General features: G+C 61.8%; 21 protein-coding genes. 20 read left to right on the top strand and 1 reads right to left on the bottom strand.

Going from position 1 to position 16563, the window contains the following annotated elements:
* Nucleotides 1-42 precede the first annotated feature (42 nt).
* From EAV90_RS30785 to EAV90_RS30795, 4 genes are all read left to right on the top strand, one after another.
* On the top strand, nucleotides 43-966 hold the full coding sequence (locus EAV90_RS30785; protein WP_129145586.1) for a DUF2493 domain-containing protein: 924 nt from the start codon (nucleotides 43-45) through the stop codon (nucleotides 964-966).
* Nucleotides 963-1553, top strand: coding sequence for a hypothetical protein (locus EAV90_RS30790; protein ID WP_244607874.1), 591 nt, complete (start codon nucleotides 963-965; stop codon nucleotides 1551-1553). Before EAV90_RS30785 ends, EAV90_RS30790 begins: the two co-directional genes overlap by 4 nt.
* Before the next feature lie 226 nt (nucleotides 1554-1779).
* Nucleotides 1780-1944, top strand: coding sequence for a hypothetical protein (locus EAV90_RS39780; RefSeq protein ID WP_164937178.1), 165 nt, complete (start codon nucleotides 1780-1782; stop codon nucleotides 1942-1944).
* Nucleotides 1945-2132: 188 nt separating this feature from the next.
* Nucleotides 2133-2453, top strand: a complete 321-nt coding sequence (locus EAV90_RS30795) for a DUF736 domain-containing protein (RefSeq protein ID WP_129145587.1) — start codon at nucleotides 2133-2135, stop codon at nucleotides 2451-2453.
* Nucleotides 2454-2671: 218 nt separating this feature from the next.
* On the opposite strand, the gene EAV90_RS30800 is transcribed toward EAV90_RS30795, so the two are convergent.
* The gene (locus tag EAV90_RS30800) at nucleotides 2672-3358 is read right to left on the bottom strand and encodes an IclR family transcriptional regulator (RefSeq protein ID WP_129145588.1); all 687 of its coding nucleotides are present in this window, start codon (nucleotides 3356-3358) and stop codon (nucleotides 2672-2674) included.
* 291 nt (nucleotides 3359-3649) lie between these two features.
* Here EAV90_RS30800 and EAV90_RS30805 point away from each other — a divergent pair, with 291 nt between their 5' ends.
* The 16 genes from EAV90_RS30805 to EAV90_RS30880 all read left to right on the top strand — a co-directional run bounded on the left by EAV90_RS30805 (nucleotide 3650) and on the right by EAV90_RS30880 (nucleotide 16559).
* The gene (locus tag EAV90_RS30805; RefSeq protein ID WP_245509659.1) at nucleotides 3650-4081 is read left to right on the top strand and encodes a citrate/2-methylcitrate synthase; all 432 of its coding nucleotides are present in this window, start codon (nucleotides 3650-3652) and stop codon (nucleotides 4079-4081) included.
* A complete protein-coding gene (locus EAV90_RS30810) occupies nucleotides 4082-4327 on the top strand; it encodes an anion permease (RefSeq protein ID WP_129145589.1) in 246 nt (81 codons plus the stop codon).
* A 367-nt stretch (nucleotides 4328-4694) separates the two neighbouring features.
* Nucleotides 4695-4967, top strand: coding sequence for a DUF2285 domain-containing protein (locus EAV90_RS40915; protein WP_245509660.1), 273 nt, complete (start codon nucleotides 4695-4697; stop codon nucleotides 4965-4967).
* Between the two features lie 132 nt (nucleotides 4968-5099).
* A complete protein-coding gene (locus EAV90_RS30820; RefSeq protein ID WP_129145590.1) occupies nucleotides 5100-5381 on the top strand; it encodes a helix-turn-helix transcriptional regulator in 282 nt (93 codons plus the stop codon).
* Nucleotides 5382-5404: 23 nt separating this feature from the next.
* Nucleotides 5405-6286 carry a replication initiator protein A gene (locus EAV90_RS30825; RefSeq protein ID WP_129145591.1) on the top strand — a complete coding sequence of 294 codons (882 nt, stop codon included), beginning with the start codon at nucleotides 5405-5407 and terminating at the stop codon, nucleotides 6284-6286.
* A gap of 289 nt (nucleotides 6287-6575) precedes the next feature.
* Complete coding sequence (locus EAV90_RS30830; RefSeq protein WP_129145592.1) at nucleotides 6576-7040, top strand: DUF2840 domain-containing protein; 465 nt, start codon at nucleotides 6576-6578, stop codon at nucleotides 7038-7040.
* Nucleotides 7037-7549, top strand: a complete 513-nt coding sequence (locus tag EAV90_RS30835) for a S26 family signal peptidase (RefSeq protein WP_129145593.1) — start codon at nucleotides 7037-7039, stop codon at nucleotides 7547-7549. The genes EAV90_RS30830 and EAV90_RS30835 overlap by 4 nt, the downstream gene beginning before the upstream one ends.
* A 206-nt stretch (nucleotides 7550-7755) precedes the next feature.
* The gene (locus tag EAV90_RS30840) at nucleotides 7756-8445 is read left to right on the top strand and encodes a lytic transglycosylase domain-containing protein (RefSeq protein ID WP_122401265.1); all 690 of its coding nucleotides are present in this window, start codon (nucleotides 7756-7758) and stop codon (nucleotides 8443-8445) included.
* 277 nt (nucleotides 8446-8722) lie between these two features.
* Nucleotides 8723-9148 (top strand): hypothetical protein, encoded by a 426-nt coding sequence (locus EAV90_RS30845; protein WP_129145594.1) that lies wholly within the window; start codon nucleotides 8723-8725, stop codon nucleotides 9146-9148.
* A complete protein-coding gene (locus EAV90_RS30850; RefSeq protein WP_129145595.1) occupies nucleotides 9145-10908 on the top strand; it encodes a relaxase/mobilization nuclease domain-containing protein in 1764 nt (587 codons plus the stop codon). Before EAV90_RS30845 ends, EAV90_RS30850 begins: the two co-directional genes overlap by 4 nt.
* Before the next feature lie 36 nt (nucleotides 10909-10944).
* Nucleotides 10945-12933 carry a conjugal transfer protein TraG gene (locus EAV90_RS30855; RefSeq protein ID WP_129145596.1) on the top strand — a complete coding sequence of 663 codons (1989 nt, stop codon included), beginning with the start codon at nucleotides 10945-10947 and terminating at the stop codon, nucleotides 12931-12933.
* 5 nt (nucleotides 12934-12938) lie between these two features.
* A complete protein-coding gene (locus EAV90_RS30860; protein WP_122401267.1) occupies nucleotides 12939-13364 on the top strand; it encodes a ribbon-helix-helix domain-containing protein in 426 nt (141 codons plus the stop codon).
* Between the two features lie 134 nt (nucleotides 13365-13498).
* Complete coding sequence (locus EAV90_RS30865) at nucleotides 13499-14827, top strand: MFS transporter (protein ID WP_129145597.1); 1329 nt, start codon at nucleotides 13499-13501, stop codon at nucleotides 14825-14827.
* A 229-nt stretch (nucleotides 14828-15056) separates the two neighbouring features.
* Entirely contained in the window at nucleotides 15057-15971 is a 915-nt protein-coding gene (gene trbB, locus EAV90_RS30870; RefSeq protein WP_174221554.1) for a P-type conjugative transfer ATPase TrbB, read from the top strand.
* A gap of 1 nt (nucleotide 15972) precedes the next feature.
* Nucleotides 15973-16296, top strand: coding sequence for a TrbC/VirB2 family type IV secretion system protein (locus EAV90_RS30875; protein WP_122401270.1), 324 nt, complete (start codon nucleotides 15973-15975; stop codon nucleotides 16294-16296).
* Complete coding sequence (locus EAV90_RS30880) at nucleotides 16296-16559, top strand: VirB3 family type IV secretion system protein (protein ID WP_129145598.1); 264 nt, start codon at nucleotides 16296-16298, stop codon at nucleotides 16557-16559. The genes EAV90_RS30875 and EAV90_RS30880 overlap by 1 nt, the downstream gene beginning before the upstream one ends.
* Nucleotides 16560-16563 lie beyond the last annotated feature (4 nt).

Below are 16563 nucleotides of genomic sequence, written 5' to 3' on the forward strand. Positions count from 1 at the left end.
AGGCCGCGATGGTCGCGGCCGATCCGGCAAAGGATCGCCTCCATGACCGACCACGACGACATCGAACCGCCGCACGCCGCATCTCCGACCGAACATGTTCTTACCGAATTGCAGCTCTTCGGTTACCGCCCCTTCGACGACCAGCCCGATCCACGGCCGCTTCCCGAGGCCAGGATCATTACCGGTGCCGTCGCTGACATCTTCGATGCCCTGGTCGCCACGTTGAGCGACACGCGGCTCGAGCCGGACCTTGACGATCTGCTCTGGTCTACTGTCAACCTGTTCCACCGAGCCGTCGACCGCATCGGGCGTCAACTTGACGACAACGAACAGGCGCAGCAGAAGAGCCAGCGCGAGCAGGACGGCTCCGAAGTTCGATCCGTCGAACTCGAGCGCGTGACGGCGGAAGGCATCACATTGATCGAGCGGCGCGACTGCCTGGAGCTCTTCCGTGATCGGGCCATCGAGCGCTTCGAGACGCACACCGGCTCATTCTGGCGCCCCCGATCGGGAACGCTGGTGGACCATCGTACGCTGACCGCAGCGATGATCGACTCCCGCGACTTCATCGCGGCGAAGCGCCGCGCCGAGACCGAGGTCATGCTGCCCGCTGGGCCGAAGATCGCGCTCACCGGAGGGCTCGACTTTAACGACCACAACCTCATCTGGGACCGCCTCGACAAGGTTCATGCCAAGCATTCCGACATGGTCCTGCTCCATGGTGGCTCCCCGAAGGGCGCTGAACTGATAGCCTCGAAATGGGCGACCACCCGCAAGGTACCTCAGATCGCCTTCAAGCCAGACTGGACGAAGCATGCCAAGGCCGCACCGTTCAAGCGCAACGACGCCATGCTCGAACTCCTGCCGATCGGCGTCATGCACTTCCCGGGCACGGGAATTCAGGACAACCTTGCCGATAAGGCGAAGCGCCTCGGCATCCCCGTCTGGAGGTTCGGCGGCGCGTGAGCGCCGTCTTCTCGATTTCCATCGAAGCGAAATTGCTCGCGCCGCAACTCCGCCTCGTTTCGGTCTCATATCCAGAGTTGCGCCGTGGTGGTGGTGGAAGGCGCGACCAGTACATCTATGCACATGGAGCCACCACCATGCTCGCTATTGGGCTTGTTCTCAACACACTCGGCATCGGCTTGTTCTGCTGGGCGATCTTTACGCTCGCTGTGTATGCATTGCCATTTTTCGTCGCACTGAGTATCGGGATCACGGCGTATCAGCGCGGCGCCGGCCTCGTTGGCACCCCGCTTATCGCAACGGCCGGCGGTACGCTGACGCTCGTGCTAGGCCAGGTCGCCTTTGCTGCTACTCGGTCTTCCGCCTTGCGTATCGCGATCGCGACAGCATTCGCGGTCCCTGCCGCCGTCGCCGGCTATCATGTGGTATTCGCCCTGTCCCAGATCGGAGCGCCTTCACTCGCTGGGCGTGACGTCTTCGCTTGCCTGGGCGCAGTTTGCATTGGCCTTACGTCATGGACGCGCTTGATGGTGTTGGCGAAGCCCCGTCCGTTCGAGCCGGGTGAGGTGGTGGAGAACCCGTCCTAACGCGTTCTTATGGCCGCATGGCCCGAGGGGCTGACCGTTTTCCGCCCTCCGTCGAACAGGTGCGCGTAGATCGGCGCGTTAAAGGAAGGCTGATCGAAACCTGAGCGCGGGAAGGGCCGTCCTCCTCGGAACACCTCGATCAAGCTGCCGGCATTCGGTCTGGCCCACACAGCCGCGTCGGAGCGGTTTTATCTCGATCCGTTCTTGGGGAGACGATTCCGCCCTTTTGCAGCAGATTGTTTCTCTTTCTGCGCCAAATCGTTTCGACCGCTTGTTCATCAAAACCGAGATAGCCACGCTTCTCCGTAAGATTGTGGTTCAGCACGCGGACGCACGTGGCCTCGTTGATGGCTTGATCTGGCCGAAGACCGGCTTCGCCTCGATCGTCTGAGCCGCAACGCCGTTGATGCGACTTTCTTCCCCTGGGCTTCGCCCATTCCTCGCGAGACAAGAAAGTCGCCACAACGACGTCCTCCGCTGCGCTACGGCCCGACCGGGTGCGTCGCCGATCGTCCTCGGCCCTAGATCGCCATCGAGGCTGCGGTGGTCGCGGGCTCGAAACACAACAGGAGAAGTGACATGGCTAACATCGGTTCTTTCAAGAAGGTCGGCAACGAATTCCAGGGCGAGATCGCCACCCTGAGCCTGAAGGCCAAGGGCGTCCGCATCGTCGCCGAGACCAACCGCTCCAATGACAACGCGCCCAGCCACCGCATTTATGTGGGCCGGGCGGAGATCGGCGCAGCCTGGTCGAAGCGTTCCGAGGAAGGCCGCGACTACCTCTCGCTCAAGCTCGACGACCCTTCGTTCAACGCGCCGATCTACGCGAACCTGTTCGACGAAGAGGGCGGTGAAGGCTACACCCTGCTCTGGTCGCGGCCGCGCAAGACCGGCGAGTAAGAACGCCCCCATCAAGCCCCGTCCGACCAAATCGGACGGGGTTTCTTAGCTAAAAGCCTGCCCAGAGCGTAACGCCATTCGCAGCTGCCTGGCCCATCCACGAAACTGCGCTCTGTCTCCCGGGCGCCGCTCATCGCAACAGAGCGGACCAGATTTGCTCAATCTGAGTTTTTTCGCATTGTGACTCTAACGCGACATCTGCCGCTTGTTCGCCGGACTCAGTCAGATGCAGGCAGGTGGTCAGCTAGTCGCGCAGCCTCCATCTTCATGGCTTCGATCGCCAGGTGTTGCGCCTTGGTATCGAAACGGCTTCTCAAACCGGATACAGACAAGGCGCCGCGCAACCGGCCCGCATTGTCGATGACCGGCACCGAAGCGGCGGCGACGTCTGCGTCGCGCTCACCCAACGAGATATAGAAGCCGTCCTCTCGAATCTGCGCTCCTGGCGGCCACTTCGGCGCCGTGTAGGCGCGCAGAACGCGCCCCGCGGCCCCGCGATCGAGCGGGAGCCGTTCTCCCTCTTCAAGATGGTGTCGAACCGCGCGCGGCGAATTCTGGCGATACAGGCAGATGCGCTCGTCGCCGTCGCGGACATAGAACGAGACGCTCTCCTGGGTCGTATCGACGAGGCGGCGCAGAACCGGCCGGATGAACTCGCCGAGGTCGAGGCCGCGCCGGTAAATTGCTCCAAGACGCCACAACTCCGGTCCGAGCCGGTAGAGCTTGTCCTCTCCTCTCTGCAGGAAGCCGCAGGCTTCGAGCGATGCGGTCAAACGCAAGACCGTGCTCTTATACAAGCCGGTGCTTTGCGAGATTTCTGTCAGGCTCATCTCTCGGCGCGTTTCGGAGAAGGCGCGCAAGATGTTGAGTGCGCGCTCGACCGACTCCGCGCCGTCCCTGGTCATCGAAAATCGCCTACAGGTTCTGTATTACAGAACTTAGTTTGCGTGACGTCAAAAATCAACCTGAAATACCGAATGTATTGGGTTCTTCACAATAGAACCGCCTTGACTCATGCATGAACTCGGGAGCAATGGCGTCGGCCATCAATTTGCTCGACGACGTCCATGGAGGCGCCGGCCAACAATGCATGGAGCTGTACGCCGACATCGCTCGACGGATGAGTGAAGGTACGGCGCTTGTAGCGGCGACGCAGGCTGGTATCGCCGCCTTCACTCGAGGCACACGGGAAAATCTTGCCCGGTTTCGGCCATCGCTTTCACCCGATCGACCCTCGCTCGCCGAGGCCCCTATCGCTGTTCGATGCCGCTCGTGAGGGCGTGATTTCCGGCAAGATTGCCGACATTGGCCGCGCGGTAGAAGCCCATCTGGAAAAGGGCAAGGGCCGCAAGGTCCCGCTGAACATCGACAGGTCCACCGCCGTCATCTACTCCGAACTCGGTTTCGCGCCGCCACTCGGGCGAGGACTTTTCATCTTGTCGCGCTCGGTCGGCATTCTCGCGCATGCCTGGGAGCAGAAGCAGCAGGGCGGTCGTATCAAGGGGCCGATGCCTCCAGGCGTTCCCTATTCCTACACAGGCAAGCCACCACGCGACTTCAGCCCAGCTAACGATCGTGAACCAAGCGCCAAAAGAAGCGCGGTCACCAAATATCCTAGGGAGCACTAAATGTCGTCCATTGATGTCGCGCCGCAGGCCGTTCTAAAGTCAAACTTGCTCAAGAAAGCGCTCGGCCAGTGGCGGCTCCTGGTCTGCATTCTCGCGCCGGCGATCGTGATGCTCTCCCCGATCCCTGCCGGGCTGACGGTAGAAGCATGGCGTCTGTTCGCGGTCTACGTTGCAGCCATCCTGGGCTTCATTCTGCGGCCATACAATGAGCCGGTGGTCATCCTTGCGGTTGCAGCGGTATACTAGGGACTTCCTGCAATCGCCTCGTTCATACCTATTGCGGCGCAATCGTTGTTAGCAGCGTGCAATGGGGGGCATCTGCTTTCGCCCAAAACCCGCAGAGGTCCTTCGACGAGCAGACGATCTTTTGGGCGCCCGAGGTTCTAGCGGCGGTCGTTCCGGTGCCGGTTGCCTTGACGGCCGATCTCGGCTCCGCGTCTCCCACTGCTCGAGTTAAAGCTGGCCAAGTGCGCCGCGCCGGCTGGCATCGTGCTGCGCGTCGGTGCGGTAGATCACCGTGTCTGTCCAAAGAGCCGCCGCTGCTCGGCGCGTCATACACAGCCGAATTGCCGTTTGATGGGGATTTCGGCGCACGTGCGTATGCAGTCACGCGATCAATGGACGCGCGGCGGGTCCTGCATTTCACGAATTATCTAAACAACGCCGCGAACGGCTGAGCGCCGCGATTCGCGCTCTCGACGCGCATAGCGCCGGCGGAAGCTATCGCGTTTTCGCCGAAGTGCTGTTCGGCAAAAAGCGCATCCCCGATCGCGCCTGGAAGACGTATGATCTGCGCAATCGAACAATCCGCTTGATGCAAGGCGGCATCACGTTGATGCGCGGTAGTTACCGCAAACTGTTGCGGCCCGGGCGCAAGGACGAGTAGCGCAGTCCCCAGGGGTGCCGAAAATCGTATCCCCAACATTCAGCATCCCGCTCCGAGATCCTGCTCCTCCATGATGACCGCACACACGCCGGCTTAGCCAAGCCTAGTGCGCTGTCCTCCTGGAGTTCTCAAATGTCCGATCCGATAGCCGGTCTTCCCCCGCGCTTCCTGCGAACACCTGAGGCCGCGCGGTATCTTGGCCTATCCGGTCGCACGCTGGAGAAGCACCGCACGTACGGTACTGGACCGACCTATCGGAAAATTGGCGGACGTGTCGTTTACGCCGTCGATGACCTGAAAGCGTGGGCCGACCGGGGCGCCAAGACGTCGACGTCCGATCCCGGCAAGGGAACTGTGCTGCCGGCCAAGAAGCATCCTGCACTGCGCCCGTATGCAGGCCAGGAACGACGCTGATTGCCGCGTGAGAGCAACGAACCATGCGGCGCAAACATCATTCAGAGCGCGACCAGCTTGAGCTCTTTCGGGCGCTGCCCGGCGATCTCGCGCCGCGCGACGCGCAGGATCTGATGGCTTATCCGTTCTTTTCCCTCGCAAAGACCAAGCGGATCGTGCCGATCGATTTCCGTGCCGGCGCGATTGCAATTCGTGTCGAAGCCGTGCCGGAACATGGCATGGCAACCATCTGGGATGCAGACGTTCTGATCTGGGCCGCTTCCCAGATCGTCGAAGCCCGTGACGCCGGGTTGAAGACGTCGCGCCTGATGGCCGGAACGCCTTACGAGATTCTGACGTTCGTGGGCCGCGGCACCAGCGCGCGTGACTACGACCGGCTGAAGGCGGGTCTCGACAGACTTCAGTCAACGACCGTGCTGACTTCCATCCGCCAGCCGGCAGAACGACGGCGACACCGCTTCTCCTGGATTAACGAATGGAAGGAGACGGCAGATGCAAACGGTCGGCCATTTGGGATCGAGTTGATCCTGCCGGATTGGTTCTACGCTGGAGTCATCGATGATGCCCTCGTCCTGACGATCGACCGCGCCTATTTCGAGCTCACGGGCGGGCTTGAGCGGTGGCTCTACAGGCTCGTGCGCAAGCACGGTGGACGCCAGGACGGCGGCTGGAGTTTTGATCTTGTGCACCTCCATGCCAAGTCCGGCATCCTCTCGCCGCTCAAGCATTTTGCATACGACCTACGTCAGATCGTCCAGCGCCAGACATTGCCCGGCTACCAGCTCGTGCTCACGCGCGATTCTGATGGCACCGAGCGACTCAACTTCGCGCCAGCGCCTTTTGATCCCTTAACGGCACGTCTGCGCCGGCGCGGTCTCATTCGAAATTCGGAGGACAACCTGTGAATCAACTCGTGCTATCGGGGATCGCAACCCTCGTGCTATCGGGAACCCGATCCTCGTGCTTTCGGGGACCGGAATCGACCTTAAGGGCTTGTTTCCCCGAGCTTTCCAGTCGCTCTAACTTTACTAACCAGAAATCCTTTGGATTTCTTCTAACGGACCACGCCGAAAGCGGAGTTGGTGGCGCTCGGCAACGGCCGTCCGACAGGCCAGCCTGCCTTTGTAGGCCATACACACTCTCCACCGAGCCCCAAGCTCACGGTTGCCAACTCCAGCGTCACGGAGCGGCGGCATGAGCGATCTCACGGAAGTGGAAGTGCTGTGGCTCGAGAAGCGTATTGAAAACCGGATTCGGTTCGGTCGCATCGTCAAGGAACGGAAGCTTGATCGCCACCGGCGCGTCCTGTCATTTGCGCCCGGCAGCATCTTTGCTTTCATCCGGTGGACCTCCAACGACTTTGGGGCAATCATTTCGCGGATCGACATCTTGCGCGCGGTCCCTCCGGGACAGCGCTGCTCGACCGTTCCTTATGTGACACCCGGCGGAGAAATTTTGCTGCGTCTGTCCGGTTCGCCGAAGGTCGAGCGCGTGCTGCAGATGACCGATGCCGTTGAGGCATTCGGCATCGATCCCGCTGATGTCGCGCCTGATCATTGGCATCACGTTCATAACCGTCTGTCCGTCAATGAAAACCCGCGCCCCTACACGAAAGCCCGCCACCAGGCCTGGCTTCATCGCCAAAAGGTGATGCGATGACGGACCGCCCAATAATGTTGGCCGTGACGATTGGGGTCGCTGCTGCCCTCATCGCGACGATCGTGCTGGAGCCGCTTCCGCTTTACATCTGGAACGCATCCGCGAGCGTGCCGATCGGTCTCTACCGCCTCCGGCCGGCGGACCAATTCCGAGTCGCTGAATTGGTCGCCGTGCAGCCGCCGGAGCCGCTTGCGACCTTCCTCGACCTTAACGGCTATTTGCCCATTGGCGTCCCCATGCTGAAGCGCGTGCTCGCCCTTCCCGGGCAGACCGTTTGCAGAACCGGCCTCACGATTTCGGTCGATGAGGTGGCGGCGGGCGAGGCGCGGGACCGCGACGGACGCGGCCGGCCGCTGCCGAAATGGCAGGGCTGCCGCGTCGTCGGCGACGGAGAGCTGTTTCTGATGAACTGGCAGTCCGACGACTCCCTGGATGGCCGATATTTTGGATTCTTGCCTGCGTCGGCGGTGATCGGCCGTGCGCTGCCCGTGTGGACGTGGGAGGAGTGATCGTGCGTGTTCCACGGTCTTACCCAGCCATTCCTCTGTTCGATCGATCACGGGGCGATTCCTCCGTCCCGGCCAACGCTTGCCGCGCGGACGCGCGCCGCGGCAGTCCAGGGCGGCCGCATGGCGGGCGCGAAGCAGCTTTACCCGGGACGGGCGCGAGCACGATGGCATGCCTGGCTCGGTCTGGCGTGCGTGTTTGGGCTGTCGTGTCGCTGCTGCTTGTTTTCGCTGCATCGGACAGTGCCGCTCTAGCCGAGAGTGGATCGGCATTAGCTCAAGCGGTTGTTCAGGCGAGCAACCCGTTTCGAGCTTTCGTCGATGAAGCCTCGAAGCGTTTTGCAATTCCGGTGAACTGGATCGGTTCGGTCATTAACGTCGAAAGCGCTGGAGACGTGCACGCCAAGTCGCCCAAAGGCGCAATGGGCCTGATGCAGATCATGCCGGCGACCTGGGCGAAACTTCGCGAGCGCTACAATCTCGGGAATGACCCCTACGATTCGCACGACAACATTCTGGCCGGTACGGCGTACTTGCGCGAACTGCTCGATCGGTATGGCTCGCCTGGCGTGTTTGCCGCGTACAATGCGGGGCCATCTCGCTATGAAGAGCATCTCGCGGGCGGCCCTCTTCCAGGCGAGACGCGAGCATACGTCGCAAAGCTTGCAGATCTGCTTGCCATCGAACTGCCGCCGAGGTGGGCGTCCAGTGGACAGTCATCAGCAGCTGCAACGCTATTCGTCACGCGATCCGATCTCATGAAAACGCGCGATCGGTTGCTGGCGCTCATGCCGCCGAGCGGTGTCACGACCGCAATCTCGGGCGGCGATGTATTGCCCATAGTCCCTCGGCCTATTGGCATGTTCGTCCCTCGATCGGATTCGGGAGCATCGCGATGACCAAGTGCGCGGGTTCGCAAGCTGATGGCGTATGGGCGATGCCCTCGGCCCGCGCTCTACTCGTCGCTTCGCTCCTCACCGAGCCACCCTTCGGGTGTCTCGGCCCTTCGGGTAACGATCGCTATCGCAAGCGCTCGGAAGCATTGGGGGCTTCGCGACTTGGATGCCAAGTCGCGGCGGCTCTTTCGGCGACCAGGAGACCACGACGGCAGGACGGGCACACGGTTCTCTCGGCCAATTGGCGTGTTCGTGCCTCGATCGATTCGGGAGCATCGCAATGACCAAGCGTGCGGGTTCGCAAGCCTTCGTGTGCTCCACCATGCAAGTGGCACGTGCGGATGGCGTATGGGCGATGCCTTCGGCCCGCGCTCTACTCGTCGCTTCGCTCCTCACCGAGCCACCCTTCGGGTGTCTCGGCCCTTCGGGTAACGATCGCTATCGCAAGCGCTCGGAAGCAGTGGGGGCTTCGCCAGTTGGCAGCCAAGTCGCGGCGGCTCTTTCGGAAACCGGCGACCGGGAGACCACGACGGCAGGACCGCGAGATAAAAGAGGCTCGCCGCTCGAACCGCAAGCCATTGACATGGCTTGGGTTCCGGCGTGCCGGTCGGTCGGGGCGCGTGCCGCGCCTTGCATTTTGAACAATGCAATCAAAGGCGTTTTCGGCACCGTGTGCGATTTTGATTGTGGGGAGGCCCTGCCGTGAGCGTGGGCGACAGCGATCTGCGTATTCGGCCTGGGCGCATCCGCAGTACCCGCGCGCCGAAGCAAAAGAGCTTCATCAACCGGGTGCTGCGCGCGGCAAAGAAAGCCGGACACACGCCGGGGCAGACCATGGCCGGTAAACGTCCGCCGGCCTATGGGCGCTCGACGTTTGGGCGCGGCCGGGTGTCCTTTAGCCGTGCCAGGTTGTTCAGCCCGACGCGGCGCGTTGTGGTGAAGGCGCGCGTGGTTCGCCACAAAGGGCGCGTCTTCCGCTCAGCACCACTGACGGCCCATCTCTCGTATCTGAAGCGCGATGGCGTGACCCGGAGCGGTGAGCATGCCGAGATGTTCGATGCCAGCGGCGATCGCGCCGATAGCGCGGCTTTCGCGGAACGGTGCAAGGACGACCGGCATCATTTCCGATTCATCGTCTCGCCGGAGGATGCCGGCGACATGACTGACCTGAAGGCCTTCACCCGCGACCTCGCCAGGCAGATGGAGACCGATCTCGGCACGCGGCTCGATTGGGTGGCCATCGATCATTGGAATACCGACAACCCTCACGTCCACATTCTCGTCCGGGGAGTAGATGAGGAAGGAGTGGATCTCGTGATCTCCCGTGACTACATCAGCCAAGGCCTGCGCTCACGCGCCGAGGAACTGGTCGTCATCGAACTGGGTCCAAAACCAGAGCACGAAATCCGCAATTCGCTGGAGAGGGAAATCACGGCGGACCGATGGACGCGGCTCGATCGGGAGATCCGACTGGCGGCAGATGAGACCGGCACTATCGATCTTCGCCCAGAGAATCCCGGCCAGTCCGATTCCGAGATCCGGCGCCTGATGGTCGGTCGCCTTCAACACCTGGAGAAGATGGGCCTTGCCGGATCCGCCGCACCAGGAGAGTGGATGGTAGGGCTCGAGGCCGAGCGGAGCTTGCGCGACCTTGGCATGCGCGGCGACATCATCAAGACCATGCACCGCGCCTTTACCGAGCGTGGGGAAGCGCGCGGCGTGGCCGACTTTGTCGTCGAAGGCGGGCAGCCGACCTCGCAGATTATCGGACGACTGGTCGACCGTGGACTGCATGACGAACTGACCGGCGAGGCTTACGCCCTGATCGACGGAACAGACGGACGCGCTCACCACGTGCGCTTCCGCGGGCTCGAGGCTTTCGAGCACGCACCGCCGATCGGCGGAATCGTGGAAGTGCGACGCTTCGGTCAAGCTGGCGATCCGCGGCCGACCGTGGTGCTGGCGACCCGTTCCGATCTCGATCTCGGTGAGCAGATCACTGCTAAAGGAGCAACCTGGCTCGACCATCGGCTGGTCGAACGCGATCCCATGCCGCTCGCCATGGGTGGATTCGGCCGCGAGACCCGCGACGCCATGGAGGCCCGCACCGAGCATCTGATCCGGGAGGGCCTGGCGCGGCGGGAAGGCCAACGCATCATCTTGCAGCGCGATCTTCTGAATGCGTTGCGCCGACGTGAACTGGACGAGGTGGCAGCAAAGGTCTTGGCCGACACCGGCCTGCCTCACGTGAACGCCGCCTCCGGGGAGCATGTGGCGGGCACGTATCGCCAGCGGCTGACGCTCACCTCGGGACGCTTCGCCATGATCGACAATGGGCTCGGCTTCCAGCTCGTGCCCTGGTCGCGCGAGCTCGAAAAGAGGCTCGGCCGACACGTCACCGGCGTTGTGAAGGATGGCGGCGGAATCGAGTGGGGCTTTGGTCGGAAGCGCGACCTCGGTCTTTAGCAAACTCTTCAATTCAGTTGCAGAAGGGCGTTCGCGATGTCCGGAACCAAGATCCTCTGGGGACAGGTGATTGTTGTCGGCCTGATCGTTTTGTTGGCCATCTGGGGAGCAACCGAGTGGACGGCCTGGCGGCTCGCTTGGCAGCCTGAGCTTGGGCGGCCCTGGTTCGAACTATCGGGCTTCAAGGTCTACCACCCGCCCGTCTTCTTCTGGTGGTGGTTTGTCTACGACGCCTATGCACCTCAGGTCTTTGTCGAGGGGGCTTTTATTGCGGCGTCGGGGACCTTCGTTTCGATCGCGGTTGCGATCGGCATGTCAGTCTGGCGGGCGCGTGAAGCCAAGAACGTCGAGACGTATGGGTCAGCGCGCTGGGCTGGTCCTGAGGAAGTGAGAGCGGCGGGACTTCTCGGTCCGGATGGTGTGGTGCTGGGCAAACTCGACCGCGACTACCTCCGGCATGACGGACCAGAGCATGTTTTGTGTTTTGCACCCACCCGATCCGGCAAGGGTGTCGGTCTTGTCGTCCCCTCGCTGCTGGCTTGGCCCGGCTCGGCCATCGTCCACGACATCAAGGGCGAGAACTGGCAGCTGACGGCCGGCTTTCGCTCGCGTCATGGCCGCGTCCTGTTGTTTGACCCGACCAACCCCAAGTCCTCAGCCTACAATCCGCTGCTCGAGGTCCGGCGCGGCGAATGGGAGGTTCGCGACGTCCAGAACGTAGCCGATGTTCTGGTCGACCCAGAAGGCTCGCTCGACAAGCGGAACCATTGGGAGAAGACCAGTCATTCGCTCCTGGTCGGCGCCATTCTCCATGTCTTGTATGCCGAGGCGGACAAGACCCTGGCTGGGGTCGCAGCTTTCCTCTCCGACCCAAAGCGTCCGATAGAGGCGACGCTGAAGGCGATGATGACCACCGCGCATCTTGGCGAGCATGGCGCTCATCCCGTGGTCGCCTCGACCGCGCGCGAACTCCTCAACAAATCCGAGAACGAGCGCTCCGGCGTTCTGTCCACCGCGATGTCGTTCCTGGGACTTTACCGCGATCCTGTCGTAGCCCAGGTGACACGCCGTTGCGATTGGCGGATCGCCGATCTGATCGCCGATGCCAGCCCCACGACGCTTTATCTCGTCGTGCCGCCGTCCGATATCTCGCGGACCAAGCCGCTGATCCGTCTGGTGCTGAACCAGATTGGCCGTCGCCTGACCGAGGACTTGCACGCCCGTGACCGCCGGCATCGAGTTCTGATGATGCTTGACGAGTTCCCGGCGCTGGGACGGCTTGATTTCTTCGAGTCTGCGCTCGCCTTCATGGCGGGGTACGGAATCAAGAGTTTTCTGATCGCACAGTCGCTCAATCAGATCGAAAAGGCCTACGGGCCCAACAATGCGATCCTGGACAACTGCCACGTCCGCGTCAGCTTCGCGACCAACGACGAGCGGACCGCCAAGCGGGTGTCCGATGCCCTCGGTACGGCAACCGAGATGAGGGCGATGAAGAACTATGCCGGTCACAGGTTGAACCCGTGGCTGGGGCACCTGATGGTCTCGCGCCAGGAGACGGCAAGGCCGCTGCTGACCCCAGGCGAAGTCATGCAGCTTCCGCCGAAGGACGAGATCGTCATGGTGGCGGGCACGCCGCCGATCCGGGCAAAGAAGGTCCGCTACTACGAGGATCGCCGATTCACCGAGCGGGTTCTGCCGCCGCCCGATCCGGCGAGCGCCGGCCGATCATCGCGAACGGACGGATGGTCAGCGCTGGGACCATTGAAGCCCACGGCAGGTCCAACTGACAAAACCGCGGAATCGGAGGAAGACATGGCGAACAGCGGCCTTCGTCGGGAGCCGGAATTGCCTGATCATGTTGCGATGGTCAAGGAGACGACCGAGCCTACGCCAGCCGAGGAATTTGCGGTTGTGCTTGACGATGACAACGATGCGGTCCGTCAGTCCCGGCTCATACGCCAACAGATGCGCGGTGTCGCCCGTCAAGTCGCCATGGACCCGAATGACGGTATGGAGCTCTGAGGCATATGCGCGATCGGATGAATGTCTACTTCCCGCCAGAACTGCTGAAACAGATATCGGAGCTCGCCGATCGCAAGAAGCTTTCCCGGTCGGCGATCGTGGAAGCGGCCGTTGTCTCGTTTCTGTCACCGGACGGCGCGGACAGGCGGGAGGCCGCGTTCAGCCGTCGTCTTGATCGGCTGTCGCGTCAGATGCAGAGGCTGGAGCGCGACGTTAGTTTGACGGCGGAGACCTTGGCTCTCTTCATTCGGTTCTGGCTGACGATCACGCCACCGTTGCCGAATGACGCCCAGGCGGCCGCGCAGGCAAAAGGCCGAGAACGATTTGAAGGATTTGTCGAGGCGCTCGGGCGTCGCTTGCAAAAAGGGCAAAGCTTTCTCCGCGAGATTCCGGAAGATATCCGCCGCCAGGAATCAGCCGACGAATCCTGACCGAGTGTCCTGGATGCGTTATCGCGCCTGACCTTCTTTTTCTACGCCAGCCCACGACGGCAATAATTTAGCCGAACTTGCAAAAAGCTGGACGCGATATCGGCTCACACGAGCCGATAGCAAGAGGGGCCAGCATGCAAATCTTAACAGCATCGCGTCGAATCGCGTTCGTTTTTCTTCCTTTTGCTGCTGGATACTATCTTTCGTATCTTTTTCGAACGATCAACGCTTTGATCGCCGGTCGTCTCAGCGCGGATATCGGTCTTGGGACCGCCGACGTCGGATTGCTGACGTCGGTTTATTTCCTAGTCTTCGCGGCGGCGCAGATCCCCGTCGGCGTATTGTTGGACCGCTTTGGCCCGCGGCGCGTCCAGAGTGTTTTGCTCTTGCTCGCCGCAGTGGGCGCTGGGCTGTTCGCTGTATCGACCAGCTTCCGGTCGCTTTTGATCGCCCGTGCAATGATCGGGCTTGGCGTGGCAGCGGCGTTCACGGCAGGACTGAAGTCCATCATCCTTTGGTTCCCCAGCGAGCGAGTTGCCTTGCTGAATGGCTATATGGTCATGCTGGGCTCGCTAGGAGCGGTGACTGCTACGGCTCCCGTCGAGCACCTGCTCGCTTGGATAGGCTGGCGGCAGCTCTTTGAGATCCTGGCAGCCGCTACGGGTGTGACAGCCATTCTCATCTATGTCGTGGTGCCTGAACGACCCAATGTCCCATCAATCGCGCACGCCACCCTTGGCTCCATTTTCGGGGACCGGCGCTTCTGGCGAATCGCACCGTTGTCGGCGACTTGCATTGGGTCAGCCTGGTCTCTGCAAGGTTTGTGGGCATCGCCATGGCTGGCAGACGTCGAGGGGTTTGATCGCGCAAGTCTGGTCCGACAGCTTCTTACGATGTCGATCGTCTTGAGCTGCGGTGCCTGGTTGTTCGGTACGACGGTCCATTACACCAAACGGAGGGGAATCGGGGCGGAGAGGATATTGGTGATGGTAGCCGTTCTGTTTGTCACAGCTGAGTTAGCCTTGATCTTGCGAGCACCCTTGCCGTCCATTGTGCCCTGGTCCGTGGTCGCCATTGTCGGAACGGCAACTGTGGCCAGCTTCGCGGTGATGGCGGATTACTTTCCCCCTGAGCTAGCTGGTCGCGCCAATGGCGCCCTAAATGTCCTGCACTTCGGTTGGGCTTTTTTGGCTCAATTCGGGACCGGCCTGATCCTGCAGCAATGGTCTGAGGATGGTGGCCATAGGCCCGTCCAAGCCTATCAAGTCGCGTTCGGCCTCAACGTAGCACTTCAGATCGCGGCGCTGCTCTGGTTCGCGCTGCCTTGGGCCGGATACCTAGCTTCACGGATGAGGCCGATTCCGGTTTTGACGCCGGCCGATGTCTTCGACCTTGTCGTTTCGGTAAGCTCGTATGAGGAGTCGCTCATCCTCCTGCCCGCAAATGACGATGCGGAGTGGTGAGCGGTAGCTCGCCGAGTACAATACAGTTGAGTAGGCATCAAACATCAGTTCTCAGCCTTTCTTTTTCTACGCCAGTCTACGATCAGTGAAGCCGCTTGTTGCGCCATGTCCATCGGTGCCTTTTCTAATAATCCCCATATGAGGACGCCGGTTTGACGTCCTCATTCGGTGGGGACGAACGGTGGCAATCCATTCCATTCAATCGGAAGCGAATTCGCGCGGTGCGCGAATGCTACGCAGCGCACTTGGCCCGGCGATTGCCGGCTACCTCGAAGATGAAGCGATCATCGAGGTGATGCTCAACCCGGATGGGCGGCTGTGGATCGACCGGCTGTCGGGTGGTTTGATCGATACCGGCGCAACCCTGTCGGCTGCGGATGGCGAGCGTATCGTTCGCCTGGTTGCGCATCACGTAGGCGCTGAGGTGCATGCCGGCGCGCCACGGGTTTCGGCCGAACTGCCCGGAACAGGCGAACGCTTCGAAGGTCTCCTGCCTCCGGTCGTTGCCGCCCCGGCCTTTGCTATCCGCAAGCCCGCCGTCGCCGTGTTTACGCTCGACGACTACGTCGCCAAGGAGATCATGACCTCGGAGCAGGCCAGCATCCTGAAGAGCGCGGTCGCTGCACGGAAGAACATCCTCGTCGCCGGTGGGACATCGACCGGCAAGACGACATTCACAAATGCGCTCCTCGCCGAGGTGGCAAAGACTGCCGATCGGGTCGTGTTGATCGAAGATACGCGCGAACTTCAGTGCAAAGCGCCCAATCTTGTAGCGCTCCGGACCAAAGATGGCGTGGCCACGCTATCGGACCTCGTTCGGTCTTCGCTGCGCCTGCGTCCTGATCGCATCCCGATTGGTGAAGTCCGAGGTGCCGAGGCGCTCGATCTGCTCAAGGCCTGGGGTACCGGCCATCCTGGTGGCATTGGGACCATTCATGCGGGTACCGCGCTCGGAGCGCTGCGGCGGCTGGAGCAACTCATCCAGGAAGCCGTCGTCACGGTTCCGCGTGCCCTGATCGCTGAGACCATCAACCTCGTCGCTGTCCTTGCGGGCCGCAGCGCTGATCGTCGCCTCGCTGAGCTCGCCCTCGTTTCGGGGCTCGGGTCCGCCGGCGACTACAACCTTTCATCAGCAGGAGACTGACATGCGTGTGCAATTTCGCTTCCGTCGAGGTGTCGTTTCATTAGCCTGCGGCACGGTCCTTTTGGCGTCGGTGCCGGCGTGGGCGGCTGGCTCGAACATGCCGTGGGAGCAGCCACTCAATCAGATCCTGCAGTCGGTTGAAGGTCCGGTCGCCAAGATCATCGCCGTCATCATCATCGTCGTGACGGGGCTCACGCTCGCGTTCGGGGACTCGTCAGGTGGTTTCCGCAGGCTGATCCAGATCGTGTTCGGTTTGTCGATCGCGTTTGCCGCCTCGAGCTTCTTCCTGTCGTTCTTCTCCTTCGGCGGTGGCGTGGTGATCTGATGGATGATCAGGTGGCAGGCTTTGTGGTGCCCGTTCACCGCGCCCTCACTGAGCCCATCCTGATGGGCGGCGCGCCGCGGTCGGTTGCGATCGTCAATGGCACGCTTGCGGCAGCCCTTGGGCTGGGATTGCGGCTCTGGATCGCGGGTCTTGTCCTCTGGTTCATCGGCCACATGGCCGCCGTCTGGGCCGCCAAGCGCGATCCCGCCTTCGTCGATGTGGTGCGCCGGCATCTACGCATTCCCGCACATCTCAACACCTGAGCCC

It is taken from the genome of Bradyrhizobium vignae (assembly GCF_004114425.1).
In the GTDB taxonomy this organism is placed as follows: domain Bacteria; phylum Pseudomonadota; class Alphaproteobacteria; order Rhizobiales; family Xanthobacteraceae; genus Bradyrhizobium; species Bradyrhizobium vignae.

Excerpts from the sequence above, each read along its gene's own strand:
- EAV90_RS30785 (WP_129145586.1), top strand. The coding sequence starts at position 43 with ATGACCGACCACGACGACATCGAACCGCCGCACGCCGCATCTCCGACC.
- EAV90_RS30795 (WP_129145587.1), top strand. The coding sequence starts at position 2,133 with ATGGCTAACATCGGTTCTTTCAAGAAGGTCGGCAACGAATTCCAGGGC.
- EAV90_RS30800 (WP_129145588.1), bottom strand. The coding sequence starts at position 3,358 with ATGACCAGGGACGGCGCGGAGTCGGTCGAGCGCGCACTCAACATCTTG.
- EAV90_RS30810 (WP_129145589.1), top strand. The coding sequence starts at position 4,082 with ATGTCGTCCATTGATGTCGCGCCGCAGGCCGTTCTAAAGTCAAACTTG.
- EAV90_RS30820 (WP_129145590.1), top strand. The coding sequence starts at position 5,100 with ATGTCCGATCCGATAGCCGGTCTTCCCCCGCGCTTCCTGCGAACACCT.
- EAV90_RS30825 (WP_129145591.1), top strand. The coding sequence starts at position 5,405 with ATGCGGCGCAAACATCATTCAGAGCGCGACCAGCTTGAGCTCTTTCGG.
- EAV90_RS30830 (WP_129145592.1), top strand. The coding sequence starts at position 6,576 with ATGAGCGATCTCACGGAAGTGGAAGTGCTGTGGCTCGAGAAGCGTATT.
- EAV90_RS30835 (WP_129145593.1), top strand. The coding sequence starts at position 7,037 with ATGACGGACCGCCCAATAATGTTGGCCGTGACGATTGGGGTCGCTGCT.
- EAV90_RS30845 (WP_129145594.1), top strand. The coding sequence starts at position 8,723 with ATGACCAAGCGTGCGGGTTCGCAAGCCTTCGTGTGCTCCACCATGCAA.
- EAV90_RS30855 (WP_129145596.1), top strand. The coding sequence starts at position 10,945 with ATGTCCGGAACCAAGATCCTCTGGGGACAGGTGATTGTTGTCGGCCTG.
- EAV90_RS30860 (WP_122401267.1), top strand. The coding sequence starts at position 12,939 with ATGCGCGATCGGATGAATGTCTACTTCCCGCCAGAACTGCTGAAACAG.
- EAV90_RS30865 (WP_129145597.1), top strand. The coding sequence starts at position 13,499 with ATGCAAATCTTAACAGCATCGCGTCGAATCGCGTTCGTTTTTCTTCCT.
- trbB (WP_174221554.1), top strand. The coding sequence starts at position 15,057 with ATGCTACGCAGCGCACTTGGCCCGGCGATTGCCGGCTACCTCGAAGAT.
- EAV90_RS30875 (WP_122401270.1), top strand. The coding sequence starts at position 15,973 with ATGCGTGTGCAATTTCGCTTCCGTCGAGGTGTCGTTTCATTAGCCTGC.
- EAV90_RS30880 (WP_129145598.1), top strand. The coding sequence starts at position 16,296 with ATGGATGATCAGGTGGCAGGCTTTGTGGTGCCCGTTCACCGCGCCCTC.